The sequence below is a fragment of the Paenibacillus xylanilyticus genome, from assembly GCF_047246825.1.
Classification (GTDB): Bacteria; Bacillota; Bacilli; order Paenibacillales; family Paenibacillaceae; genus Paenibacillus; species Paenibacillus xylanilyticus_B.
In genome coordinates, this window is sequence record NZ_JBFOLB010000001.1 from 2,291,704 (window position 1) to 2,318,358 (window position 26,655).

Annotated in this window: 21 protein-coding genes; 7 read left to right on the forward strand and 14 right to left on the reverse strand. The window is 47.6% G+C overall.

The window, feature by feature from the left end; translation table 11 throughout:
* Positions 1–11 precede the first annotated feature (11 nt).
* The 6 genes from AB3N00_RS10005 to AB3N00_RS10030 form a co-directional block, all read right to left on the reverse strand.
* Positions 12–632 (reverse strand): YIP1 family protein, encoded by a 621-nt coding sequence (locus AB3N00_RS10005; protein WP_413034383.1) that lies wholly within the window; start codon positions 630–632, stop codon positions 12–14.
* Positions 613–2,079 (reverse strand): gluconolactonase, encoded by a 1,467-nt coding sequence (locus tag AB3N00_RS10010; protein WP_413034384.1) that lies wholly within the window; start codon positions 2,077–2,079, stop codon positions 613–615. Before AB3N00_RS10010 ends, AB3N00_RS10005 begins: the two co-directional genes overlap by 20 nt.
* A gap of 11 nt (positions 2,080–2,090) precedes the next feature.
* Positions 2,091–2,954 carry a carbohydrate ABC transporter permease gene (locus tag AB3N00_RS10015; RefSeq protein ID WP_017689719.1) on the reverse strand — a complete coding sequence of 288 codons (864 nt, stop codon included), beginning with the start codon at positions 2,952–2,954 and terminating at the stop codon, positions 2,091–2,093.
* A gap of 2 nt (positions 2,955–2,956) precedes the next feature.
* Complete coding sequence (locus AB3N00_RS10020) at positions 2,957–3,868, reverse strand: carbohydrate ABC transporter permease (protein WP_413035239.1); 912 nt, start codon at positions 3,866–3,868, stop codon at positions 2,957–2,959.
* Positions 3,869–3,943: 75 nt separating this feature from the next.
* Positions 3,944–6,871, reverse strand: coding sequence for an extracellular solute-binding protein (locus tag AB3N00_RS10025; RefSeq protein ID WP_413034385.1), 2,928 nt, complete (start codon positions 6,869–6,871; stop codon positions 3,944–3,946).
* Between the two features lie 116 nt (positions 6,872–6,987).
* A complete protein-coding gene (locus AB3N00_RS10030; RefSeq protein WP_413034386.1) occupies positions 6,988–8,370 on the reverse strand; it encodes an ABC transporter substrate-binding protein in 1,383 nt (460 codons plus the stop codon).
* Positions 8,371–8,891: 521 nt separating this feature from the next.
* Between AB3N00_RS10030 and AB3N00_RS10035 the strand changes: the two genes are divergently transcribed.
* Positions 8,892–9,929 carry a LacI family DNA-binding transcriptional regulator gene (locus AB3N00_RS10035; RefSeq protein ID WP_413034387.1) on the forward strand — a complete coding sequence of 346 codons (1,038 nt, stop codon included), beginning with the start codon at positions 8,892–8,894 and terminating at the stop codon, positions 9,927–9,929.
* 84 nt (positions 9,930–10,013) lie between these two features.
* Here the strand turns inward: AB3N00_RS10035 and AB3N00_RS10040 are convergent, their stop codons facing one another.
* Both AB3N00_RS10040 and AB3N00_RS10045 read right to left on the reverse strand, forming a co-directional pair.
* Positions 10,014–11,192 carry a DUF4272 domain-containing protein gene (locus tag AB3N00_RS10040; protein ID WP_413034388.1) on the reverse strand — a complete coding sequence of 393 codons (1,179 nt, stop codon included), beginning with the start codon at positions 11,190–11,192 and terminating at the stop codon, positions 10,014–10,016.
* Positions 11,193–11,252: 60 nt separating this feature from the next.
* Positions 11,253–12,473, reverse strand: coding sequence for an RtcB family protein (locus AB3N00_RS10045; protein WP_413034389.1), 1,221 nt, complete (start codon positions 12,471–12,473; stop codon positions 11,253–11,255).
* 299 nt (positions 12,474–12,772) lie between these two features.
* On the opposite strand from AB3N00_RS10045, the gene AB3N00_RS10050 reads away from it, so the two are divergent.
* From AB3N00_RS10050 to AB3N00_RS10060, 3 genes are all read left to right on the forward strand, one after another.
* Positions 12,773–13,279, forward strand: a complete 507-nt coding sequence (locus tag AB3N00_RS10050) for a DUF6773 family protein (RefSeq protein ID WP_413034390.1) — start codon at positions 12,773–12,775, stop codon at positions 13,277–13,279.
* Positions 13,280–13,302: 23 nt separating this feature from the next.
* Positions 13,303–13,506 (forward strand): helix-turn-helix transcriptional regulator, encoded by a 204-nt coding sequence (locus tag AB3N00_RS10055; RefSeq protein ID WP_175399435.1) that lies wholly within the window; start codon positions 13,303–13,305, stop codon positions 13,504–13,506.
* 65 nt (positions 13,507–13,571) lie between these two features.
* On the forward strand, positions 13,572–15,029 hold the full coding sequence (locus AB3N00_RS10060; RefSeq protein WP_413034391.1) for an erythromycin esterase family protein: 1,458 nt from the start codon (positions 13,572–13,574) through the stop codon (positions 15,027–15,029).
* A 55-nt stretch (positions 15,030–15,084) separates the two neighbouring features.
* Here AB3N00_RS10060 and AB3N00_RS10065 read toward each other — a convergent pair whose 3' ends face one another.
* Entirely contained in the window at positions 15,085–15,507 is a 423-nt protein-coding gene (locus AB3N00_RS10065; RefSeq protein ID WP_413034392.1) for a hypothetical protein, read from the reverse strand.
* A gap of 189 nt (positions 15,508–15,696) precedes the next feature.
* Here AB3N00_RS10065 and AB3N00_RS10070 point away from each other — a divergent pair, with 189 nt between their 5' ends.
* From AB3N00_RS10070 to AB3N00_RS10080, 3 genes are read left to right on the forward strand one after another with little or no spacing between them, the layout of a single operon-like run.
* Positions 15,697–17,292, forward strand: coding sequence for a spore germination protein (locus AB3N00_RS10070; protein WP_413034393.1), 1,596 nt, complete (start codon positions 15,697–15,699; stop codon positions 17,290–17,292).
* Positions 17,289–18,494: a Ger(x)C family spore germination protein gene (locus AB3N00_RS10075; RefSeq protein WP_413034394.1), complete on the forward strand. Its 1,206-nt coding sequence runs from the start codon at positions 17,289–17,291 to the stop codon at positions 18,492–18,494. The genes AB3N00_RS10070 and AB3N00_RS10075 overlap by 4 nt, the downstream gene beginning before the upstream one ends.
* Before the next feature lies 1 nt (position 18,495).
* Complete coding sequence (locus AB3N00_RS10080) at positions 18,496–19,620, forward strand: GerAB/ArcD/ProY family transporter (RefSeq protein ID WP_413034395.1); 1,125 nt, start codon at positions 18,496–18,498, stop codon at positions 19,618–19,620.
* Positions 19,621–19,779: 159 nt separating this feature from the next.
* Here the strand turns inward: AB3N00_RS10080 and AB3N00_RS10085 are convergent, their stop codons facing one another.
* The 5 genes from AB3N00_RS10085 to AB3N00_RS10105 all read right to left on the reverse strand — a co-directional run bounded on the left by AB3N00_RS10085 (position 19,780) and on the right by AB3N00_RS10105 (position 26,467).
* On the reverse strand, positions 19,780–20,217 hold the full coding sequence (locus AB3N00_RS10085) for a GNAT family N-acetyltransferase (RefSeq protein WP_413034396.1): 438 nt from the start codon (positions 20,215–20,217) through the stop codon (positions 19,780–19,782).
* A 44-nt stretch (positions 20,218–20,261) separates the two neighbouring features.
* Entirely contained in the window at positions 20,262–20,687 is a 426-nt protein-coding gene (locus AB3N00_RS10090; RefSeq protein ID WP_413034397.1) for a GNAT family N-acetyltransferase, read from the reverse strand.
* Between the two features lie 150 nt (positions 20,688–20,837).
* Complete coding sequence (locus AB3N00_RS10095) at positions 20,838–22,949, reverse strand: S-layer homology domain-containing protein (protein ID WP_413034398.1); 2,112 nt, start codon at positions 22,947–22,949, stop codon at positions 20,838–20,840.
* A gap of 132 nt (positions 22,950–23,081) precedes the next feature.
* Positions 23,082–25,712 (reverse strand): LuxR C-terminal-related transcriptional regulator, encoded by a 2,631-nt coding sequence (locus tag AB3N00_RS10100; protein WP_413034399.1) that lies wholly within the window; start codon positions 25,710–25,712, stop codon positions 23,082–23,084.
* A 173-nt stretch (positions 25,713–25,885) separates the two neighbouring features.
* Complete coding sequence (locus tag AB3N00_RS10105) at positions 25,886–26,467, reverse strand: hypothetical protein (protein ID WP_413034400.1); 582 nt, start codon at positions 26,465–26,467, stop codon at positions 25,886–25,888.
* Between the last annotated feature and the right edge of the window lie 188 nt (positions 26,468–26,655).

The window sequence follows — 26,655 nt, forward strand, 5'->3', positions numbered from 1 at the left end:
TGCCGCCTCCTTTAGGTCTGAAAAATCAACTCGCGATAAATGTTGTAACCGAATTCATATAGCTGCTGCAGCATGCTGAAGACGAGTGCTCCAAGGAATACGATAATGCCCATCACGATGACTGTCAGCAGCATGGTCATCAACGTTTTGATCACCGTGTACTGGTGTACCGTCATCATGCCGATGAACAGAAGCAGCATAAACCAGAAGAACGCGATGGCATTGAACAGATAATAAAAAGCCGTTTCTTCCTGTACCATAAACCTGCTAACGATAATCATCGGGGCGTAGATCACAATAATCGGAATCAGCGAGTATCCCGTTGCCAGAACGATTTCCCTGAACTTGCCTTCCCCTTCCATCAGGGTGGTTACAGCCCAGTTGGCCATGCACCAAAGAAAGAACGGTACCGCAACTGTTGCGATCTCCCCTATGCTGTTGATTGTGCGAGGATCGATGTAATTCACCAGAAATCCCGCGTATTGCTTTTGCAAAATCATCATGACAATGGTAAGTGCCAGTGCTGCAAAAGCGACAAGCAACCGGCCCCGGTTATCCGACTTGAGATCCCAGAATGCATCGATGGGGTGAAAAATGAGATGCAGCGGAAACTTAATGTAATCCTGCTTCACGATCAACCTGCCTCCTCCGTCTCCATTTAACCGCCACCCGGGTCAGGATCAGAATGAAAATCAGCGCCATCGAAGCGGTCAGGAACGTTCCGAAGTGTTCCTTCATCATCTCCCGCCGATACCTTTTGAATGCGACAGAATAACTCTTGCGATCCATCCCAAGTTCGAAGTAACCCAGTGCTTCCTCGTTTTTCTTCTCCATCAGCAGGGACTTGCCGATCCCGATATAGGCGATATCATAGTTGGCGTTCAGCTTCAGCACTTCTCTCCAAATATGGACGGCCTCTGTATCCTCGCCCTGATAGTGAAGAGCAACCGCCTCATTCACGCTCGCTCCGAACCGTGTCGGCTCATAGACAACCAGATTGCTTCTGCCCCGGTCAAGGACCAACTGATGCTCACCGGATTGCTCAATGGCGACGGGCGTTTTGAGTGTGCCTACCTGATTTCCTTTGCCACCATATATGTAGAGCAGATGACCTTCATCGTCATAAGTGAACACCCTGTTCTGTGTCGCATCCAGTACACTGTACATGCCGTTGCCCAGCACTTTCACATCAATCAGCTTGGATGGCCCCGGGTTATTGCGGAATCGGATGTCTCCTTTGACGTCAAAATAGCCAAATCGCTTCAGCACATCTTCACCGGAGGGATTCAGGCGTTTGATCGGTTCATTCGAGCCGGGGTCAATATTCGTTGCATATACAAATCCCTTATGGTCCATATCCACATTGGAAAACTCCGTTGGGACAAACAGGACCATCTGTGCCCGCTGGGCTTTGGTCGATAACATCCGCCAGATATATTCACCGTAGTCCCGTTCTACCTTGTTGGTGCCGACGTATCCAATGAACTTCCCCTTTTCATCAAACTGCATAATTCCCTCATAGACACCCTGAGCCACCACGAATACCCGACCTACACGGTCAACGGTCAACTTCAGCGGCTGAAACTGAAAATCGGTAGCGAGAATATCGGACTCGGGCTTCGTAATGGTATGAATCAGCCCACCTTCTCCATCAAGGACGACCACGCGACTGTTACCCGTATCTGCAACGTATATGCGTTCTTCTTCATCCACAAACAATCCGCCTGGAAGGTTGAAGGTCTCCTTGCTGCCATCCATCACAAATCCATCAATCACGCGCATCAGTTTATAATTGGTGTCCAATACGATAATTCGACTGTTGCCGCTATCCAAAATATAGATCAACCCGGAGGGAGAAACGTTCACATCACCGGGGTCTTTGAACTCACTAATGCCGAGGTCACTGCCTGATATGGTACGCTCGGGCAGATAGGCGTCCGGCGAAGGAACGGCTTCTTTCCAATAGTTGTAGTTATAACTCTCATACGGCGCCGGGGAGGCCGCCGCAGGCACGGCATTCACCAGCAGCAGAGATACTGCCGCCAGGAGAACAAGCCATCTTTTCACTGTGCGTGCCATATCGTTCCCCCTTAATCCTTCATGCCCGAGCTCGCCATCGTCTCAATGATTCGGCTCTGAGAGAAAATAAATAGCGTGATCGGCACACTCATCAAAATAAGTGCTACCGCAGCACCTGCTCCTGCCCGGGATATTCCGCCCTGAATAATCTGCCCTGCTGCATAATGCAGTGTCTTGAGCTGCTCGCTGTAGATGTATCCATTGCCATCACTGCCCCACAGCATCTGAAACAGCAGAATAATCAATGTAAGCCAGGCTGGCTTCACATTCGGCATGACGATGGACCAGAAGATCCGGTATTCACTGGCACCATCAATCTTGGCTGCTTCCAGCAGCGCATCCGGGATCTGCTCCATGAACTGTTTCATGAGATATAAACCTAATGAATAGGCAAATGCCGGAATGATGACAGCCCAATACGTATCGATCCATCCAAGCCATGACATGATCATATAGTTCGGGATCGCTGTTACGGCAGGCGTGAACATCAGGGACAGGACAACCACCTGAAACATGAATACTTTGCCTGGAAATTTGTGTTTAGCCAGCGGGTACGCCGCTGCGGAAGCAAGGAGCACATGACCCACGATGCCAATGCCCGTAATAAATACCGTATTGAATATATAGCGCGAGAACGGCACCCACGAGTCACTCAGCAGATTCAGCAGATCCGTAAAGTTGCTGAACGTGGGATTTTTGACAAACAGTGTTGGCGGAAAGGTAAAAATCTCATCCAGCGGTTTAAATGCATTGTTGATTGCATAGATCAGCGGCAGCACCATGAAAGCACCAAATACGAGCAGAAGGGCAAACAGGGAGAGACTTCCCGACAGCGAGCGATTCACCCGCTTTTTGCCTGTTGCAATTGCAGCCATAGCTATTCTCCCACCCTTCGAAGCAGTTTCTGTACCAGCAGGTTGGTGCCTACCATAATCATGAACAGCACGGTTGCAATCGCCGAGGCGTAACCCATCTCAAACCGTGTTGTACCGAAGTCGATCAAATGGGTGACCACGGTCTCTGCCGCATAGTTCACGCTCGGGAATCCGGCAAGTGCTATCGACACATCTGCCACGGCAAACGAGGTCGTGAGCTGAATGACTGCGCCGAACATTAGCTGTGGACGCATTGAAGGCAATGTAATATACCATAGCTCCTGCCAGCGATTCTTGATCCCATCCACGGCTCCCGCTTCATATAACGTCCGATCAACCGTCTGCAAACCGGCGATGAATGCCAGGAAGCCCGTGCCCAGACTCAGCCACAATTGCACCAGAATGAGGATCGGCATAATGTAGGCTTCCGTCTTCAACCACTGAATTGGCTCGAGCAGAAAGCCCCATTTGATCAGGAGTCCATTGGCTATACCATAACGATCCCCCGAGAAAATCATCAGCCAGATAAAATAGACATTCCCTGAAATGGACGGCGCATAGAAAATCAGCGTCATGAACGCTCTCCATTTGGGTGTTAATTCATTAATGATCCATGCAAACACGAAACAGGCAATATAACTGATCGGTCCGGTAATAATGGCGAAGAGCAGCGTATTCTTGATGGCAATCAGGAATACGTCATCTTCCAGAAACAGCCGTGTATAGTTCTGCCAGCCAATAAAACGCGGAAACTCCAGCATGTTGAAGTAGGTGAAGCTGAGTATGATCGAGATAACTACCGGAATCACGGTGAACATGGTGAACAGGATCATATAGGGGGCCAGCAGGACATAGGAATGTTTGCTGGCCTTCATCTCCTGGAGCTTCCAGCCCCACCATGATTTCATGCCCATCCTTGATGCTTTCTCAGGAGGACTGTTTTGCCCATCTCGGAGTGATATTTGTGACACGGTTAACCCTCCCTCTGCTTACGGAAGACCAAATTCATTACGCTTGACGCGAATCTCGTCCTGAATATACTGGGTGTAGTCCATAATGGATTCCCTTGCTTCCACTTGTCCTACAACCGTCTTGTAAAAGGCATTAAACAGATGACGTCCGGTAAAATAACCGCCAGGCACTTCAGGAATGCCCTTCACCGTCTCGAATTGTGCCTTCAGGTTCGCATAATCCTCAGCGGGCCACGGGAGCGAATCGAGTGCCTTGATGTTGGCGGTCGGATAACGTGCAGCTGCACCCATCAGTCCTTCCATCTCACGACCAAACTCGGCCTGGATTGGTGTACTGGTCCACCATTTCATGAACTCCCATGCAGCTTCCTGATCCTTGGCGCTCTCGAGCATCATGACCGCGCTGCCGCCGCCCGGAACGTCCCGATTCAATGTTCCATCCGACTGCACAGTACCCGGGACAGGAACAAACCCCCATAATCCGCGGATCTCCGGGGCAAATACGGACAGCTGGTTATACATCGTGTAATCCGTCAGACCAATTGGCATCTGCCCTGTCCGGAAACGGTTGGCAAAGTCATATTCCCGCTCCAGCTTGTAATCGGTATAAAACTCTGTCCATTTCTTAAATGTCTCAATACCGATGCGGGAATCCAGGTCCGATTCCTTGCCGTCATTACGATAAAACGAGCCTCCGTTCTGCAGGAGCATCGTTGCATACTGCGAGTTAGGCGGAATGTTGACACCCTGCATGTTGGCCTGGGCCACCACCGGCATGCCAAATTCCATATGATTTTTGCTCAGAATCGCCAGCAGGCTCTCGACATCATCCCATGTTTGAGGAACTTCAAGGCCCAATTCTTCCATGACATCTTTCCGGTAAAACAACATATTAAAGGTCTGTGTTTCCGGCAAGGCATATACGCCTGAATCATAGACGTAAGGTACGATGGCACTTCCCCGGAATTCCTGTTCCACCGAGGTATAGTCACTGAACTTGGTCAGGTCAACGGCCGAGTTACGCATGGCAAAGTTCACCGGGAGATCATTGCCGATCTGCATTGCTACATCCGGCCCTTCACCCGATAATGTGGCTGGCAATAACGTACCCATGTTAACCAGCTTCAGATTGACGTTGATACCACTCTCGGGTGTGAACGTCTCATCAATCATGGCTTTCATTGTATTGGCCTGATCACGTCCACTACCGATCCATACCGTCACCGTTCGCTGATCTTCCGATGTGGATACGTTTCCGATCTGGTTATAATCGATGAAAAATGAATTATAAAAAGTCTTCGCCTCGTGACCGATCTTCGCCAGCGCTCCCATGCCTGTATCGGGAATGCTGCGGTCGGGAGACGCAACATACAGGGCATCAATTTCGAGCGGTTGCTCACGAGCCTGCTGCACCCATGTACCGAGCCCGCCTGTATTCGTTTTGTAAGCGGCAAGCCTTCTTGGAATGGTATCCGGCTTGTCGATCATCTCATCCAACTGCTGGGCCATCGTTTTGATTAACGCTTCCTGATCACTGGATTGACCTGACAGAATGCGAAGCTGCGCTGCTACTTCCTTCAAGCGTTTGCTTTCCCCGCTGAACACCTCCAGCAGATTCGGAATCTGCTTCTCCACCCGGTAATCCCGGAATTCATCAGGCTTGGTCCCCGTGATCATCAGAATTCGCCGATACATGGAATTCAGGTTATACAGACTGTCCTCCACATTGCGGATGAGTGGCGCGAAGTCACCAAGGCTGTTCTCCAGCCGTATGACATGTTTGCCTTTTTCCAGCTGAAACTTGTATGCTTCCTTGCCTCCCATCACATCAATGCGATAGTCACTCTGGTAACGGAAAGGCGCTTTGGTCATCTCGGCAAACGGAACTTCGCCATCGATGGTCAGCTTGCGCGTGGAATAAATGCCTTTGACGAAATTTTGCTGTGCAGTAAAACCGATATGATAAAGTCCACTCTCCGGCACATCCACTTCCCATTCGATCCACTGTCCTGGCAGACGCCAGTTATAGCCACCAATCGTATTGATGCGTACCTGGGAAGCACTGTAAGGAGATACCGCTGAACTTGATCTTTCACTGGTCGGGTATAGCGTAGGTGAGGATTTGGCCACTGCCGCTTCTCCTTCAACCCGAATGAGCACATCTTTCGGTTGCCCGGTAGAATCCGGCTGCTGCGCCCCTGCAGTCTCCGCATATGGAACGGTAGGCTTCTCATTGAATAGCCGTATCGATCGAATTACCATCGGTTCACGCGATGATTTCAGCGTTAGGGTGTGTTCCCCTTTTTCCAGATAAAACCTGAATGGAGCCTGTTCGTACCCGTCTGAGTCCTGAAACGTTTCTTCCATCCAGCGAGGTTTCTCCACTTGTTTGGGACGAAGATCATTGCCCTGATTATCCTGTTGGGCGGCTTCTTTCTCATTGCCCCATACCCGGTCAAACTGCAAATAGGCGGCTTCTGCAAACGGAAGTTCACCGTCAATATACAATGCGCGCTCAATCGCAGAACTCTTGCCTTCTACGGGAAAATAAACAGCGGATAGGTTATACAGTCCGGTTTCCGGCACATCCACAACCCAGTCAACCTCTCCCGTCTCTCCGGTATGAAGCGATACACCTGCCATGCCCTCATAATCATTCAGTTTGCGTACCTCTTCACCTTCCGCCCGTTTGTAGTCCTCTGCTTCAATGGTGATGTCCACATTCGGCAGTGGGGCATCGCCTGCTTTGGACAGATATTGTTCATACCCTTTCTTCTGCCTCGTCTGCTGCAAAATGGCATCCACCTCAATGGCAGGCAGACTGCCAGGCGGAACATCTGCACTCTCTACGTCCGTACCGGAGGTAAAATACAGTATGACGCAGGCTGCCGCTGCTACCATTACTGTGGGCAGGATCCATTTCTTTCGTTGTAGAATTCCAGCCATTCTACGAGTCCTCCTCATCAAGGCTGATGCCAGCTTCACCCTGTTTCAGGGTTCAGGAAAAGAGGCGCCGCGTAACTCTCGGGCACGCAGCACCTCTGCCTGATATACGGCTGGTGTTATTGTTTGCCGAGTTTATCAATCGCAGCTTGTGCCTGCGCTTTGTACTTCTCGGCTGTTGCAGTAACGGAAGCATTATTTTTAATGATATCGTTGACATAATCACCGATTGGATAGCCTGCGTAGGCATCATCCAGCAGGATGCGTCCCGTGCCCGCAATATGTTCGCGAATCATGGTGATGTCCTTCTCATCTGTATAACGGCTCTCCAGGTAATCCTGACCCGGGTATTCTTCAATCTGTGGGATGTCGAAGGTCTCTTCGTAAATTTGGTATACCATCTTAGGATCTTCTACACCTTTGGGAATGAACTTCGCGGAGGCTGCGTTGTTGGCGTAAGTCACATCCTTGCTGCCCTGAGGTCCGTTCGGAATAGGGACTACACCAGCAGCAAAGGTAATATCCCCCAGCTGCCATTCAGCGGCGGTGAACAAGGCAACGTCTCCATCCTTGAATGTATTGCTTTCCTCCCAGTTGGTTTTGTCTCCCGTCTTGACCTTCACGACATTCTCCACGTTAAACAGGCGTTTAACGAATTCGGCAGCCTCAATGGTTTTGGGGTCGGACAACCCTTCTTTTGCGTTCTCGTCATCTACGATCGTGCCGCCATTGGCAGCGGTAAAGTGACGAAGCACGTCGATCGGCCAGCCGGAGAATCCGTATACGTCGATTTTGCCGTCATTATCCGTATCTTTGGTTGCCTGTTTGGCCAGTTCCATAAATTTGTCCCAATCCCACTCACCTTTGTTATATAGCTCCTGCGGATCAGGCAGCGACAATTTTTTGAACAAATCGCGGTTATAGTGAAGTCCCAGACCGATGCTGATCGGATTATCGAATGAGTAGTAATCACCTGCAATGGCAGGATATTTTGTGATCAGGTTGGCCTCCTGATTGATGTTGTTCTCAGCTGTGGTGAATTCGGAGATCGGCAGTAGTTGCCCCTTGAGGATGGCGGGAAGTGCAGATTTGTATTCCATTTGAACGATGTCTGCGAATGGTTCGCCAGCCAGCGCAGTGGTTGTAAATTTATTCATGTATTCTTCGAATGGGACGTTTACAAACTCGATTTTCACGTTATATTTCTTCTCGACTTCAGCAATCTTATCGAGACGAGCCTTATCTGAGGCTGTCTCCCCCGCCGGTTTTAGATCCCACCAGGCAGCAACCTTGATGACGCGTCCACCCAAATCCGGTACATCGACTGCCGCTTCTTCCGCTCCGCCTTCTTTATCTGTCTCAGCGACTTCGGTGCTGTTTCCTGAGTTCGTTGCTCCCCCTGCATCGGTCCCAGTCTGCGTTGTACCCCCGCCACTGCAAGCGGATACAAATAGCATCACGACCAGTAACATCAGTGGCAGAACGTTCCATTTTCTTCTCATGATTTGTACAACCTCCCCGAATGTGTGTGTCTAATACGGTCATGCAAAAACAACCAACCTCACCCCACCTAATAAAATTAGACCACCACCGCCATTTGTTATTTTATCGTTTGGTTCGAACAAACAAAATTTAACATAGCAAAATGTAAGCGTCAACATTTTATTGTTAACATTTTCTATTTTTTCTGTTATGATGCTGACATAACCAGTAAAAAAAGGCTGTTTAACAGTATTTTCATCACATTGTCTTCTGAGTGTATCGATAATAAAGCGATTTTCAACCTTTAAAATTTGTTATTTTATAAAATAACAAATTCATAATTTTTAAGACAGAATTCGTGCTTTACTCTCAAAAACTTCATCTCTGTCGTTCCAATTCCATCGTACAATCCTAGGGATCACTAACATTTATTATTCTGTGTCCGTTATTAGATTAGAGGAAATATATCATGATATACTGGAATCAGTTTCATGCTACATGGTCAAGAATACGGCAGAACTAAGAATGTAAGGATGGTATGATGAAGACGAAGGTAACAATTCAGGAAATAGCACATTTTACGGGTCTGTCAAAATTTGCGGTCTCACGTGCACTCTCTGGGAAATCCGGTGTGAGTGATCAGACACGGGACATTATCCTTAAGGCCGCTGGCAAACTTGGATATTTCAAAGATAACAGCATGTTATCTGGCGATATGAACAACAGCAATGAACTTCACGACCCACAACACATGCGTTGGAGCGGAACGATCCTCATTTTGTTTCCAAATGTTCGTTACCAAAACCAGGAGTCTGTCTACTGGGGGCCCGTCTTTAACGGGATATCATCCAGACTGAACCAGAAAGGGATCAATATTCTTACCCTCACGGAGCCTTCTGCGGACCAATTATTTACACTGCTAAATCCCGATGCCATTCGGGGCATTATTACGGTAGGTTCGATTACCACCCCCATTTTGCTTGAAATTAAGCGCCTGGGGATTCCCGTTGTTATGGTTGATCATCTCGATCCGGTCTTCCACAGTGACAGCATTTTTACAGACAACTTTACTTCGATGCGTGAAATCATGCTATATCTCCTTCGTAAGGGTTTCAAGAGCTTTCAATTTGTCGGGAATATCAGCGATGCTCACAGCTTCTATGAACGATGGATCGCGTACAGTTCTGTGCTTATGGGCAATGGTATAGAAATGAATCAGATACCGGAGTTGTGCAGTCCAGCCGTCGATGATTTCCGCCAAACGTTTACGTCAGTGGTTCATGAAGCCAACTTGCCAGAGGTGTTTGTATGTGCCAATGACTTCTCCGCGCTCTACACGATTGAAGCACTGGAGAGCATGGGAATAACCGTACCTGATCAATGTGTTGTCACGGGTTTTGATAATTTGTACGACAATATTCCGGTGCTCGCCACGGTCAACGTAAACAAGGAATTGCTTGGTGCGCGTGCAGTGGACCAGATGTTGTGGCGCATCGTAAACCCCGAGAGTAATGTGGAGAAAAAATTGATCATGGCAGACGTCATCATCCGGGAACAATACAGCCGACATAGCGGATAAACAGCTGCAATGACAAAAAACACCCCCATACCAGTGTTTTACTGGCTGGGGGTATTTGAAATTAGATATATCCTATTTAGGGCGTTACGTATCTGTCCGTACATCATCCCATTCCTGATCCAGATAACATATCAGCCAATTTAACGCACGGTGACGTTCATAAGCGACTCCACCATTCAACCCGGCAGGAGGTGCCTGGTCATTCACACGGCTGTCTACACATACCCAGTTGTAACGGTAGATCAGGTCAGCAGCGTCCAGAATTTCACTTTTGCTGCGCAGGGATGCTTCGGCCAGAAAATCCTCAAAAGTGTCCTTTTGCTGCAAATATCCTACAGCCTGTCCAACGTTACACAGATCTACTGGAGCTCCAAGTTCCTCGACGTAACCAAGCGCCCATAACATTACATGATAAGCCTCGTACCCCCATGAAAAAGAGATTACATCCTGTTGTTCAGCCCCATGCTGCTCGATAAACCTCTTCTCGACAGGTGAGAAAAATGAGGCCGCATCGTACTTGTCGATGACTTCCTGAACCAGCGCTGCCGTATCTTCCGCACTCTCTCCGGCACCCAGACATTCACCCTTGAGTGCTGCGATACAGAGGGCAACTGCACGCCGTGCCACTTCTTCTGCACTTCGGATCATTGTGTGCTCATCTCCGGCCCTGGCGGGCAAATGAACATTGAATGGAATGCCCTGTTTTGCCAAAATGGACTCGGACTTTTCTTTTCGCCAGGCTCCAGACTCGGAATGCGGTCTGACATCATCCAAAAAGCTGGTGTGCGCCGTTACCTTGTAATCTTCCACCTCGGATTCTCCGTTGACATCGAGCAATAACTGCCCTTGTGCGTTGAGTAGGGACCCTCCGCCCCAGAAAATAACCGCATCCAGTCCTTGGGCAAGCTTCAATAATTCCTGGAAGAACTCCTCGGATATGTCCTCTTCAGTCTCAATCCCAACGACCATGTTCAGGGTCGAGCATTTGATCAGCACTTTCTCCTGCACTGCCGGATTGCGTCCCTCAATCTGACTCAGGAAGCCCATCATGCCCTGAATCATTGAGGTGAACTCCTCGGGGTTTGTCTGACTTGTCATGATGTTGAAACCTTTGGTCTTCTTGCTAAGCCACTTTTTGCGAATCACTTGAATATGTGTTTTGTCTTCCTTGCGCTCGATCTTATCCTGTGGGTAGATGGATTGAATGAGTTCAAACAGCTGATCCAGGTCAAACTGGGAGCTGTACAATGCGCAGTTTCTCATGAGTTCACCTTCTTTGGTTATGTTAGTTCCTGTTATGTGTGACGTCAACTAGAGGGCTAATTAGTCCTTGTATGGATCGAATTCATTGCCACCAGCCATGGCAACACCGACAGGGCGCAGGAAATGATTAATTTTCAAGGTGTGTGCATGAGCATTCAATACATCCTGCAGCTTTTTATACACAAAAGGACTTTCGTCCGTGCCTGCGCCCCTCAGCTCGACACCATAGGCACGAATTGCTGCCTGCATCTGTTCCTCGCTGATCTCACCGCCCATGCGTGTGCGCAGCTTGTAATTCATTTTGCCCGCGGCCTGAGTACGGCTCATAATCCGTCCTGCCCCATGTACGGTGCTACGGAATGACTCGCTATTCTCCTCACTGTGGATTCCTTCCACAATTACAGAGATATCTCCCATACTTCCTCCCACAAAACCAAGCTGCCCAGGAGCCAGCGGAGTTGCCCCTTTACGGACAACCACCACATCTTCACCCATATGCTGTTCTTTCCATGCAAAGTTATGATGGTTGTGCACCGAATACTCCGCACTTGCTCCAAGAATATCAAGCACCTGGTCGATAACGTAATCCCGGCCTGCATAGGCGTAACGGCCTGCGAGAGTCATTCCGTCCCAATACATCTCACCCATTTCACTGTTCAGGTCAAACAACGTAGGCGGCTGATCCATGGATTCTCCGGGTGCCTTCCCGCTAAACTCACGACCCGCAGCCAGATTAAGAAATCCGCTCGCAACCTTATGGCCGAATCCACGACTGCCAAAATGATTCGCAATCCATACTTTGCCCGTTGATTCTTCCACGAAAATATCTACAAAATGATTGCCACTGCCTACAGTGCCAAGCTGGTTACGTGCCAGTGTTTTTAATTTGTGCTGCAATCCAGGCTCGATTGTGTCGAACAATTTCCAGCTGGCATCATCAAACAGCTCATGATCGACTGGGGTTGGATTATTCCTGCCCACGCCAAACGATACGTTTGCATTGATATCATCCATAATAACGCCAATCTGATCCTTGATCTCCTCCCACATGAGGTTGGTGCGTACCGCTTTGTTACCGCAGGCAATATCATATCCGACTCCTGACGGACTGATCATATTACGGTAGGCGACCACACCTCCGATCGGCTGCGAATATCCTTTGTGATGGTCGGCCATTAGAGCTACGCCAAGCACATCGCCATGCTGCGAGCAAGTCACTGCCTGACTTACCGCATTCTCCAGCGGCTCCCCCCAAACTTTGATGTTATCCACGATTCTCATACTCTATATAAACCTCCTGTCTTATCAAACACTTTGTATATATTACCAAAAACTATGCCATATGGGCAGTAAATCAATTCCTGCTGGATGATACACATTGCCATTTCGATTGCAGCGTCCTCTACCAATCGCTGTACGTTATTGTGTAACTTTAGATTTGTTTTATTTTCACAGATTGTATTTTATACCAAACAAAATGACATATATATATTGCAAAAAGCCTCAAATAATATTATCATGAAGTTCATAAGAAATATTTACCACATTATTTTCAAATCTCTATGAAGGAGAGGTCAATCATGAAATGGTTTAAAACAAATGGCAATCAGGATGAGCGTATCGTCAATCTGAAAAACAAGGTGTATAAGGAAGCTTACACTTTAATCATGTGGATCTGCGGCATCTCCATCCTGATCAAAAGCTTTCTCAGTTGGGAGACTTACTCCATGCTGACGGAAGTGATCGTCCTTCTCGCAGGAAGTATCTATTTCGGAGTTCGTTCCGTCATGCTGGGCATTTATTCGGATGAAGTTGAGGTCCATGACCAGACGAGCAAAATTTCATATAGCCTGCGCAACATAATTACGGGTCTTATTATCGGTTTTTCCATGGCCTTGTTCCTGGGCATACGAAGTTCCGTTTTGTTTGCCGAAACAGCGAATGAGAAGTGGTGGTTTTTCTTCCTCGTTTTTATTATTTCACTGCTGCTTTATATTCCGCTCTTTGCAGGATTCAATGTCATCGTTCATCACTTCGCAAACAAGGCGAGTCAAAAAGCCGCTCGAAAAGATCAGTGGGATTCATAGAAAGGATACAAGGGTGAATGGGCATGAAAAATATACGATTGAAAGTCGCCCGGGTCGAAAAGGATCTATCGCAGGACGATCTGGCACGGATCGTTGGTGTATCGAGGCAAACCATTGGTCTCATTGAACTGGGAAAGTATAATCCGTCCCTCAGCTTATGTATTGCCATATGCAAGGCACTCTCAAGAACACTGAATGACCTGTTCTGGGACGAAGAGCAGACATAAGCCGGATGGTTCAAATACTTAATCATTTATTTATCAACTACACGACGAATGAAGGAGGCTAAATTTTGATTTATTTCAGGAAAAGAAAGATTGGTACTGTCCTTGCACTGACTTCAGCCTTACTGGCAAGTTCGCTCTATCCAGCAGTGCACGCAGGCGCTGCAGCATCATCAGCCAGGGAAACCGTACAGGGTCAGGTAACCCAGGTGCAATCCGCAAAAACATCGGATGAGAAAATTGCAGAATGGAACGAATGGGCTAGAGATCACGCATATCGACTGGATAGCATCCAGCCTGTGAAGACAGGTCAGGAGCCTGATTCCTTCTCGGATCTGGAGATGCTGAAACCTCTACTCTATGACAAGCGAATTGTGTTTCTGGGTGAAAGCTCCCATGGGGTTGCCGAATTTAATCTGGCGAAAACCCGGCTGATCCAGTTTTTGCATCAGGAAATGGGATATAACATTCTTGCCTTTGAAAGCGGTCTTTCCAACACATCGCTTGCTAATGCCATGGTAAAACAGCAACTTCCCGAACAAACGATGAAAAACTCCATCTTCGGCGTCTGGTGGTCCAAGGAAATCATGCCTTTATTCGATTATCTCAAAACGAGCGCACAGACTGAACAACCCCTGATTCTAACCGGTTTCGACATGCAGCTGCAATTCCCGCTATTGGACGGTAACTGGCTGAAGGATAAAGAGCTCGCCAAGCGACTCGCACAAACGGAACAAAAGCTGTCCAAATTCTCTGCCGGAACGGATCTGAAAGCCTATCGCGCTGAGAAAAATGAAATTATCAAGGTATACAAAGACGTCCTTCAATCCCTGAAATCCAAATCGAACCAGGCCTATCTGCAAAAAGAATACCCGGATCAACCGAAACTTTCCATGCTGCTGGAGCGAAGCCTCAGTGATCGAATTCGTGTAGCAAGGGAATATGTCGATCTTTCGATCCGTGCAGCGGCTGAAATGAATGAAGGAAAATATGAGTCGTTTTTTGATTCCATGGAGTGGCGCGATCAGGCGATGCACGACAATCTCATGTGGCTCGCAACCGAAGTGTATCCAAACGAAAAATTTATAGTATGGGGACATAACGATCACATAAGAAAGGCGCATAGCGAAGTCATGGGCTCGCCCTATCCCATAACCATGATGGGAGAAAAACTTTCGGAAGAAATGAAAAAATCAAGTTATGTTTTGGGATTGTATGCATCCAGCGGTCAAACGGCCGATAATTCCGGCGGACTTCATGCCGTTGAGCCGGCAAAACCCGGTTCCATTGAAGGCATTATGTCAGCAACGAATACACCCTACAGTTTCCTGGACCTGCGGTATCAGAACAGGGAAACAGGCAACTCATGGATGTTCGAACCACGATTTGCATACAGCTGGGGCATGATCCCTGAGAGTTTTGTCCCGCGCGATCAGTATGACGGCATTTTAATGATTGACGACGTTCATCCACCGCAATATATTCGATCCTCCTCATCAGGCTCCAAAGAACAAAGTAAGGAATAATTACAAAAAGAAAGAGAGCTGGCAGCTCTCTTTTTTTCTTACCATTTTCCTGTTTTTACTTTTTGCTAATCTTGAACTTGAACTCCCACGTCGCCGTGTTACCCGAATAACGGCCCCTGTTCTCTTTCACAACAACGGAAAGGGTCTTATTCGTCGATTTGGAGAAGGAGGATACTTTAACGTTGGTGCTTTTGCTTCCCTTATCCGGAATCTTGTCCTGTTCTTCGGCATTCGCTTTTAATTTCAACGTATCTGTTGATTTCAGCTTTAATGTAACAGAAGAACCTTCATTCAGGTTTTTACCGTTCACACTTGCACCTAGGGCCCAATCGTTACCTACGGAGTTATTCTCTACCAGTTCCGCACTGACCAGTGTCACAGTTACATTAACCGTTTTGGCGGCAGCGTGGGATGTCGGGGAACATACGGCAAATACCAAACTCAGAATCATCAAGACATTAGCCCACTTTTTAAACACGAAAGTGCCACCCTCATATCCATGCTTTTGATTTATGACTATGCCTTATTCGCCTTACTCCTTAAGTAATCCTTCTGGTCATCAAGGAAATTCTTCCACTCTAGTGTTTGCCGCTGATCCAATTTTTCACTTCGCTCGTGCATAGCTTCTCCATTAGCAGCAAATACCTAACTTAGAGGTGTTGACCATATGTTCCAATTTAATTCCAGAAAAAAACAAAGCACACCGTCCCTGCCTGTACCAACAGGCCCTCAAGCGGAGACAGCTGATCAAGCAAGTGCTACTTCTGATTTCATCCAAGCAAATCTTAAGTCCAATCTTCAGGGATTACAAAATTCCTTCACAAACTGCTCTGATGTCGTCTTTCGTACGATCAATGTCGAAAACTCTCTAGCCGCTTGCCTGATCTATGTTGATGGCTTGTGTGACACCCAATTGCTCGATCAGCTGCTGCTCCAGCCTTTTCTTCCAGGGGGAGAACTTGCTCAGGCTGCTGCAGAAAAGAAATTGGGCGCCTTAACGCGCGATAAACTGGCAGCAGCAGGCAAGGTACAGCAGACTCAAACATTGTCCAACCTGATGGATGGCATCCTGGTTGGACAAACCGGGATCCTTATTGAGGGAGAAAACCAAGGCCTTCTCGCGGATTTCTCCAAATCTGCTCAACGAGGCATTGAGGAACCTACCTCAGAAAAGGTCGTGCGCGGTCCCAGGGATGGCTTTACTGAAACTCTGCGTGTTAACACTTCACTACTGCGTAAAAGAATTCACAGCAGCCAGCTGAAGATGGAATCCATGAGCATGGGTGAACTGACTAGAACGGAAGTCGTCCTCTGTTATATCGAGGGTATCGTTCAGGATGAGCTGCTTAATCTCGTTCGGAAGAGGCTGCAGCAGATCCATATTCAGGCTTTGGGAGGGTCAGCTAATATTGAGGAGCTGATTGAGGACAATCCCTATTCCCCATTTCCCCAACTGCAGAACACCGAACGACCGGATGTAACAGCAGCCAGTCTGCTGGAAGGCAAGGTTGCCATCATTGTGGACAACAACCCTTTTGTACTGATTGCTCCGATGAATTATTGGACTGGTCTCCAGTCTGCCGAAGACTACCATGAACGTTTTCAATACATGACGTTTGTACGCTGGATTCGCTATACTTTTGTACACATTTCCCTGCTGCTTCCGTCTCTGTATGTCGCACTGACTACCTTTCATCCGCAGGTCATTCCAACATCCCTATTGATTAGCGTTGCCTCTGCCCGCGAAGGAGTTCCTTTACCGGCCGTTTTTGAAGCGATCATCATGGAATTTGTGTTTGAAGGACTGCGTGAAGCAGGAATCAGACTGCCTCAGCAAGTCGGTCCTGCAGTCAGCATTGCAGGTGCCTTGGTCATCGGTCAGGCTGCAGTAGAAGCGGGCATTATTTCGGCACCCATGGTGATTATTGTCGCTACGACTGGAATTGCCTCCCTTGCTTTTCCCAGATACAATCTGGGATTTGCATTCCGGATGCTCCGTTTCCCTCTGCTTGTGTGCGCTGGTTTTATGGGTTTCTATGGGATTGTATTGTTTCTGATTGCGCTGAGTGTCCACCTTGTTTCGCTGAAGCCATTTGGTGTCCCGTACATGACTCCTGTTGCACCATCATCTTCCCGCCATCTGAATGACGTTCTATTCCGAGGGCCGGTATGGAAAAAGAAAGATAAAAAACAGATGCTTGCCAGCATTCCGCCCGATGTTGAGTCAGACCAATCCCAAGAGAGCAGGAGCAAATCCAAATGAACAGCGTTCGATTCTATACCATGATGCCGCTTCTCTTCGTACTTTTGGTTATCACTACTGGCTGCTGGGACCGACAAGAAATGAATGACCGGGCGATCATTCTTGGCTGGGGTATGGACCTTAACGAAGATGGGAGCTTCACGGCAACAGCTAACATTGTGGTACCCACGAATACCAAATCAGGTGGTGCTCAAGGAGGAAATAATGAATATATGTTGCAGACGGCAAAAGGCAGAAGTGTCATTGACGCTGCACAAAACATTCAAAAAAAAATGTCACGTGTTTTGTTCGCAAGCCATCGCCGCAATATTTTTCTCGGGGAGTCCTTGGCCAAGAAGGGCGTTGGCCATATTGTCGATGAATATGCCAGAAACCCGGAGTTGCGGCTAAGAACCAATATATTCGTGGTCAAAGGAGGAACAGCCCAGCAGGCTATGTCGTTGTCCAATCAGATGGAAAAGAACCCCTCAGTCGCCGTACTCAAGATTCAGGAAAAAATCGGCGCACCGGTAGGCCGTTCTCTACTCGATTTTTTTATCATGAGTAATGCTTACGGCGGATCGGTCATGCCTGTGCTGCAAATTGCTTCACCGCCTGGCGAGTCTAAAAAAAAGAATGAGAATGATAGCCCCCCCACGCCGACACTGGAGGCAGCTGGTTCCGCTATCTTTGACCGTTCCCTGAAACTGACCGGATACCTGGGTTTCAACGAATACTGGGCAAGATTATGGATCGTCAACAAACTTCGTAACCGGGATTTGATCGCGCAGATGGATGGACGGGAGAGCACAGTCGCAGTACGAGCCAGGAATTTCAAATCCAAAGTCAAACCGGTTATCAACACCCATCCCATTCGGCTGAACGTCGAGCTGTCTGCTCAAGGACAGATACCCGAGAACAATACCGGTTTAGATCTGTCGATTCCCGAGAATATCAAGAAAGTGGAGACGCGCTTGAATCAGCAGCTCCAACGACAAATCGAACATATCGTGACCAAAGTTCAGGATGAATTTCAGACAGATATTTTTGATTTCGGAGATATCATCCATCGTAAGTATCCTCAGCAGTGGAAAAAGATGGCCGGAGACTGGAATACGCTTTTCCGAACCGCAGATATTTCCGTTAAAGTGCGTGTCAAAGTGGATGGAGCGGGGCTGACGGGAAAATCGTTGCTGCCGGATGTGTCCAAAGGAGAAGAATAAAATGCAGATCAATAACCGTCAATTGTTCTGGCTTATCATGTCTATCGAAATCGGCATGAACTTGCTGCTCTCCATTAACTTTGCAATCCAGAGCAGCAAGCAGGATGTCTGGATATCAATGATCCTGGCCGGTCTGGTCAGCCTGTTCATCGGGTGGATATGTATCAAGGTCAGCCTGCTATATCCGGACCAGACACTGATCGAATTCACCACCACCATCCTCGGCAAAGGATTAGGGAAAGTTGTAGGTTTTTTCTATCTTGCTCAGTGGTATTGGGTGATCGCAGTTATGCTCAGGGAGGAATATACTTTTATCCGGCTCAGCCTGTTACCCAAAACACCCGACTATCTGATTGTCCTGGCTATGCTTGCTGTTGTCGTCTATGCTGTCTACAAAGGTGGGATTGAGACCATTGGACGCTTAAGTGAACTCTGGGGCCCCATTCTTCTGCTCATTCTTGTGTTCACCATTATTTTGACTTCCCATAATCTGCGGGTAAATGCCCTGCTGCCTATCTATTCCGATTCAGGCATGTTCCCGATTATGAGAGGGGCCCTGGCCCCGACCTCTTTGCTCGGCGAAGTCTCTCTAGTCATGATGCTGATCTCTTTTACCTCCTTTTCCAACAAAGCAGATAAACAGCGGCAGCTATCCAAAAGTATACTGAGCGCTGTCTTCTTATCGACGACGTTTCTGATTTTGGGTGCTGTGTGGGTCATCATGACCTTTGGAGCAGAATTGGCCAAACGAATCCATTATCCTTTTTTCGAAATGGTCAAACTCGTCTATCTGATGGAATTTATTCAGAGTCTGGAAATTATCATGGTTTCCATCTGGGTGATCAGTGTCTTCATTAAGCAATCCGTCTACCTGTTCATCGCCAGTTATGGCTCAGCCCAATGGATCGGTCGAACCAATGGGTGGAAAAAGTGGTTGTGGGTTGCTGCGTTTATCATTGGGGCTTTGGCCATGACAATAGTCAGGCTCGATCCTTCGTCCAAAACCCTGCTGGAAGTAATCTGGATCCGCTTTGTGCTGCCGATTAATTTCCTCCTTTTCCCAACGTTACTATATATCGTCGGACGCTTACGCAAGAGAAAACAGGAACACAAAGCAAGCCCATGATTGTACACATCAGAACACCAGAATTCCCCTCTCGTGCAACAAAACGTTCATTCCTATAATGGAAGCATCAACTGCCCGAGAGGTTTTACCATTCCTTTCCTGAATTACAAACCGACCTATCCACGCTCGCTCCCGGGTACAATTACAGACGGAAAATACTCAGCTCAAATGCTTACGGTACCCTTGAACCTTCTCATCCTTGAATCCAAGCTTCTCATAGAAAACATGGGCTTCCTTGCGCTGATCGCCAGATACCAAAATCATGTACTCACACCCGAGATCCTTCGCAATCCGTTCAATCTGGAGCATCAGCTTCTGACCAATCCCCTGCCTGCGGACCTGATCCGATACGATTACATTCTCCACGACCATGAAAGGCTTGCATTGACCCACGAGGTCCATACATTCGATCCCCATGACAGATCCAGCCAGCTTGCCATTATAAAAAGCACCAAGCACGTGATAATGACCATTTTGCTGTATGTAGCGAAACATTTTTTGCATCTGCTGCTCATTGGTTGGTGTCCCCATTAACTCATTGTACAGTTTGCTTAAGGCTGGTAAATCCTGAAGTTCAATGGCTTTGATTGTAACCATAGACCCATCCCCCTGACTTTCTGTCTTATTCTGTACTCTATACTCTATGTGAGATCCTTTTTAAAATAATAATGACGATGCCCTGTTGGGGCATTTTCAAGGGTTGCCATCAATTGATAGCCATGCTTCTTGTAGAATTCCGGTGCCTGGAACGAGAATGTATTCAGCATAATAAAATCACAGCCTTTCTCACGCGCTATGCGTTCGACTTCAAGCAATAATCGGGAACCATATCCTCGATGACGCTGCTGCTCATCTACCCAGAGGATATCAAGCTCCAGCCAGTTCCAGCACAGCGTGCTCAGAACACCAGCAACGATTTCTCCAGCCTCATTTTTGATATTAAAATTCAATTCTTCATAGCGGTGTTTCAGTTCCTCGCTCAGATGCGCCGCATTAAACGCAATCAATTGATGACGAACGTAGGCTGAATCTTCCGCCGTACTCGGATTCATCGTTCCTTGGGACATCTCCATTCCCCTCCCTTGTCATTTCCTCATTAAAAACGGAATAATTCCTGGCATCTCCTTGAGTATTTTAACATTATCTGACGGTATGCAGCATAAAAATAACGCACCTCCAATGGAGATGCGCTCATCCTTTTATAGTTCAATTACAATTCAAAGCAATTCTTCTTTCATCTTAAGCATGACCTCTACATATCCCGTGTCCATTTTGCCCAACATGTCTCTTGCCTGCACGTTAATCCGAATTGGGGTTTCGCTTGATGCAAGAGCTCTGACGTACAGCTTCTGTCCATCCATTCTGACTTCAGCCAGTTGTGGATCCGGTGATTCGGCTGTAAGGACCAGTGTTGATCTCTCGTCATCCTCATCTTCAAACATGTATCCCAGGTCAATCTCGGTCTCTTCATCTCCGACATAAGCTGTATTTCCCGCGGGTGCCTCAATCAGCATAGGTGCAGCATCATCGAAATCGTACATCGGTAAACGTTCGAGCAGTCCCAGATGTAAAGTAAAGTCAGGTTCGTCTCTAAGCAAAATGGAGTTGTTACTGATATTTAAATATTGCAGCAAAGATAGGTCAGCGATTCCGGTTGGAAAATGAGCCAACTCGTTGTCACCAATGTCCAACAACTCAAGAGAATTCAATCCACTTACATCAAGGGATGTCATCTGATTGTAGGACAATACGAGTTCCTGAAGATCCGTAAGTCCGGAAACATGAACCTCTGTAAGTTGATTGCCAGCCAAATTCAGCTTCTTCAATTGCGTGAAGCCTGCAGCGTCCACCTGGCTGATGTTGTTGCCTGACAGGTCAATTTCCGTAACGTTCATACCTTTGAAAATTTCGTATCCCGTCAAATCGGAAATACCTGCATTTCTGGCATAGAGTCCTCCGTCGGTCTGTACCAGTGCTTCCACCAGTTCCTCTTTGGTCAACGGATCATTTACATCCTTCTCGAGCCAATAGGCAATGGCTCCCGCTAAATAAGGATCAGGGAATTGTCGACTGATCGTATTGGCAAGGACCGTGATTTTGAGCTGTGCAGTAACACTAGCCCCTTGATTATCGACAGCCTTGACTGTCAAAACTGCTTCTCCCTCAGCGATTGGTGCAAGTTTGATCATCTGGCCATCTACCGTGGCAGCAACGATGGCTTCATCTCCATCCACAATACTCAATTGCAGGGCGTCTCCATCGGGATCACTGAAGTAGGAGGAAGCCTGAAAATCCAGAGGCGCATGATCCAATATAAGTTCCTGATCCGGTAATCCCTCACGAACGACCACCGGAGCTTGGTTCACCGGTTCTGGGGTGGATGGCGTCGTTGGATTTGTTGGATTTGTTGGATTTGTCGGATTCGTTGGGTTGCTTGGCGTTGAGCCTCCTCCTCCTGTACTCCCGCCTCCATTACCGGAATTGGTTCCCGACCCATTCGTTGTATTCCCGGCAGAATTCCCGGCAGCTCCATTGCCTGAAGTCGTCCCCTCCACTTCCGTCACTTGTTCAGGCTTATCCGAATCAGGATCTGAATCGGAATCTGAACCGGCATTCCCCTGTTCGGAAGTTCCTTCAAGCATCTTGATCGCATCGCTTCCACGCAGCGCAATTACAGCCATCTCTTGTCTTGTAGTAGGACGTTTCGGAGCAAAGTTACCATTCTCCCCTTTTAACAAACCCAATTCAACAGCCCGCTGCACGCTCTCTAATGCCCATGAACTGATGCTTGAAGTATCCTTGAATGACAATATGTTGGTCTTCCCTACAGGCTCGGCATATCCCCTGACATTCAGCATTCGGATCAACGTTGCCGCCAGTTCCTCCCTGGTCACGAGCCCGTCTGGACGAAACGTACCATCAGGATAACCTTTCATGATTCCTGCCGATTTAACCAATTCAATAGAAGCCAAATTCTCGGTCTGGGTGTACAGATCCTTGAACTGTCCTGCTTGAACTTGGACCTCAGACTTCAGATCCAACCCCGCAATGCGAACCAGTGTGTATGCCAGATCACCACGTGTAAGGTTCAATCCCGGATGAAACAAACCATCCTGCATTCCCGGAATCATCTCTTGTTCCATGACCATCTCAATAGCTTGTCTCGCCCAAGGTGCAGCCTGCTGCAAATCATCTATACTTCCTGCTCCCGCTGCTGCGCTCACTGCTTGAGGAACAGTAAGCGTTGATACAGATAACAGTACTGCCAGATACGGCAAGATTCTGTTGCTTTTGTTGCGTGCTTTTCGTTTCGATAGATGTGTCGACATGAATTAACGTTACCTCCTACATGACTCTAACCCTGCATCATCTTAAGCAGCAAAGTTACTGATTGTCTTTATTGTAGGAGAGTCCTCATGGAGAAAATAGTCTACAAAACGATAGACATCCTTTTGCGAGTTTCACAGCCACCCTTGCTGCTCGGCAATCTGTACGGCATGTGCACGACTATTGGCACCAAGCTTGGCAAACACCCGTCTTATATGGGTATTTACCGTTCCTGCCGAGATTCCGAACTCAGCTGCAATCTGTCTGCTGGTCAGCCCCTCGGCGATGTAACCAAATACTCTCTGCTCCATGGGACTAAGTCGGACGGAAGATACGCCCTCCCGGTTTTGTTTTGCAAAGGCAGCTAACAGTTCTTTCACATATGCCAATTTGATACCCGAATCTTGTATGGAATGTGTACGACGCAAATGAAGATAGTGCTGTAAGAGGCGCTTGACGGGTTCCCCTTCGTTTACAAAGGAACGAATGTAGCCCTCTGAGCTGCCAATCACGATGGCACGTGACAGCGGGACCATACTCTCAACCTTATGCCCTTGGCGTTGAAGGATCTGAGCCTCAAGCAGGCCGCATTCAACTTGTTCTGTTAACCAGCCTCGTTCTTCAGCTAGCTTGCGTAAGCGTTCCAGTTCAATGAGGGACAGTTCATTTTCTCCCAGCAGGATCCTGGCTCGTACACGTACAAGAGAGCTAAATACCTGATCACAACTGATCTCAGGGTTAACTCTTTCGACTATGGAGTCATCAATCATAAGCTGTGCTGTCTCTGTAGGTTGAATCTCGAGCTGCAGTCGATGCTGATGCGCCTGAATGATGGGATGCCAGTATTCGAGATCTTTGGCAGATAACAGCACGCTTAGCTGTTGCAGCAATTTTATCCCTGCATTCGGTCTGCCTTGGGCAAGCTCTATTCTGGCTCTAAGTACGTAAGCCGGAACCAGCAGTGCAGCCACTTTGATCTGAAGTGCTACTTCGAGAGCAAGGTCCGCATAACGCGTAGCTTCAGACAAGTGATTCTGTTCCAGCTTCACTTCAGCGTATCCAGTGCCATAATATGATGTCACATAAGAATTCTCGGAAAACCAACGATTCGTGATTGTACCGAAGCACATCTCACCTCGTTGCAAAGAACCGTTAACCCCGTGGAAACTGCGCAGGCGCATGCTTTCTCTCCGGTCGTAATCCATGTACTGAAACGCAATATCATCCGGATAACCCTGATCGATATAGGAAATCAAATAGTCGGACAACCCCTGCAGATCCCTGTTAAGATAAGCCATATAAGCCCTCATCACACAGACCACCTGGAGCAAATATCTCCTAATCTCAGGGGGTAACTGGTCATGCAAATGTACCTCAATCATGTGTTCCAGTTCATCAAGTTCCTTCATCATCTGACCATAAGGCCGTTCACGTGCAATGAGAAACAAATACGACATATACAACTTGGGGCGAGCCTTGACGACCTCTTGTGGCAAAACATCGAAATATTTTCGAAGTGTACACCATTCTCCCATTATAAAATGGGCAAACAATTCTTCCAGCAATCGGGCTGCATCCTGCATATGCTGACCGAGAATATAATGATCCAGTGCCTCAGCCGAGTATCCTTGCTGTTCATACCACTGTGCAGCCTTGGCATGAAGTGCATTCACCTGTTCGGTTCCATAACGAGCCAGCTCACGCCGCAAAAATGAAGAGAACATATGATGATAGCGGAACCAGTTCGCTTCCCGATCCATCGCAATCAGAAACAGATGCTCCTTTTCCAAATGTCTGAGCAATTGCGGAGCATCCTCCATACCAGTCAGCACTCTGCTTAGATCGCTGTTCATTCGGTGTACAACAGAGGTTCGCAGCAAAAAATGCTGCAGCTCCTGTGATTGTTGATAAAATACTTCCTCCAGCAAATACTCGGAAACCGAACGATCACCGAAGTGATGCGGATCTTCCCGCAAAGGTTGAGCCAGCGGACTGGTACTCCGCGTACTTTTATCTTCTTCTGCGCTTGCAATATGAGACAAAGCGAGCAGCTTAAGCCCGGCAACCCATCCTTCCGTCTGCAGCACCCAGTTACGCGCATCCGCGCTGGTAATGTTAAGCTTCATGGCTCCCTGACAGAACTCTATCCCTTCTTCTGCGGTGAATGCCAGATCTTGAAGCATAACCTGGCCGAGTTCCCCACGGAGCCTCAGCTTCTCCAGCCTGAAAGGAGGAGATGTGCGACTCGACAATACGAGATGCGTTGATGGAGGCATGTTTTCTATAAAATACTCCATTTGTTCATGAATCTCCGCTTGGGTTACAGCGTGGTAATCATCCAGAATAAGTAAGACAGGCTTATCGGACAAGGCAAGGTGATTCAGTAACAGCACCAGCGCTGATCGCGGCTGTATGCTATAGCCTCGCAAAAAATGCGGCAGAATATCTCGGCAGAATCCTGTTCTTACCCGGTCCAATGCATGAATAACGTACAACCAGAATTGAAGCGGATCCTGATCTTTGTCATCCAGACAGACACAGGCTGCTTGTTCATGCTGCACCCAGCTGCCTAACAGGGTAGATTTCCCGGAACCTGCCGGAGCAGTCAGCAGCGTAACTTTGAATTGGTATAATTGTTCTCTGTTTGAACTGAGCCTTGGACGATCCAATGTATCTGGGGGCAAGGGAGGCAGTTCCAGTTTGGTAGTTAGGATCATGAATTGAATCCAGTCGTCTTCTAGACCCCTGGTATGCTCTTGATGCATTAAAATCCTCCTGAGTCAGCACAGTTGTGCTCTTTTCCAATATGTATCTGTGGTTTTGGCTACTACTACAAGTATACTCGGAACGCTGCCGAGGCCCCATACTTTTTTGGGTTTTGTTATAACGGCCAAGAAACCCTGCATGTATCGTGCAGAGTCTGTTTTTTTAAATACGATTATTCGGGTAACTGAGAAACCCATTCATGCAAAGAATCAATCTCTATAAATATATCTTCACCGTCGTTTCTCGGTTTGGCAATATCGAGCCCACTCTGTGTATGGTACTCATGCAGCAGCTTGTTCCATAGAAATTCAATAGCTCTCAACAGCTCTAACAAAAACGCCTTTTCAGATGTAACGAACTGAGTGAATACATCCTGTGGGTCCAACTCCATACGAATAGCACACCTTAATTGTCCATTAGCCAAGCACTCCATCTCGAGCAAGTAAGGATCAATTCCGTAACTCACACAGGCTTTACCCTGCTCCATCAACTTGCGAATAGCTCGCAAATAATCTTGCCATATATTCATTCCACTTGGGACCTCATATCCGATTAATGGATGTCCACTCTGGTCGAATACATGAATAGCCATCTGAAGAGCATCAAGTCCAAATTTTTGACTCATCATCAACCGTTCTACCTGTTTGCGATCATATACATCGGCATACCGCACTTCCGGCATTTGTGTCACAGCAATCAGCCAGTTATCTATCCCTGTCTCCTCTTCAATGAATGACCCTGGTTTAACCAGCAAAACTCTAGCTTTAATCAGTTGCCCTTCACCTCCTTCACCCAAAAATAACGACAATTCTCTATCTCTCTACTTCCCTAATTGAAGCATTTTGTAGTTCACCCTTATGTAATCTGTCCCACATTTGAGGGCGATAAAGGAATATATCACAACATAAATAACGGGATTAAAGCCATCCTTGCCAGCGTGAT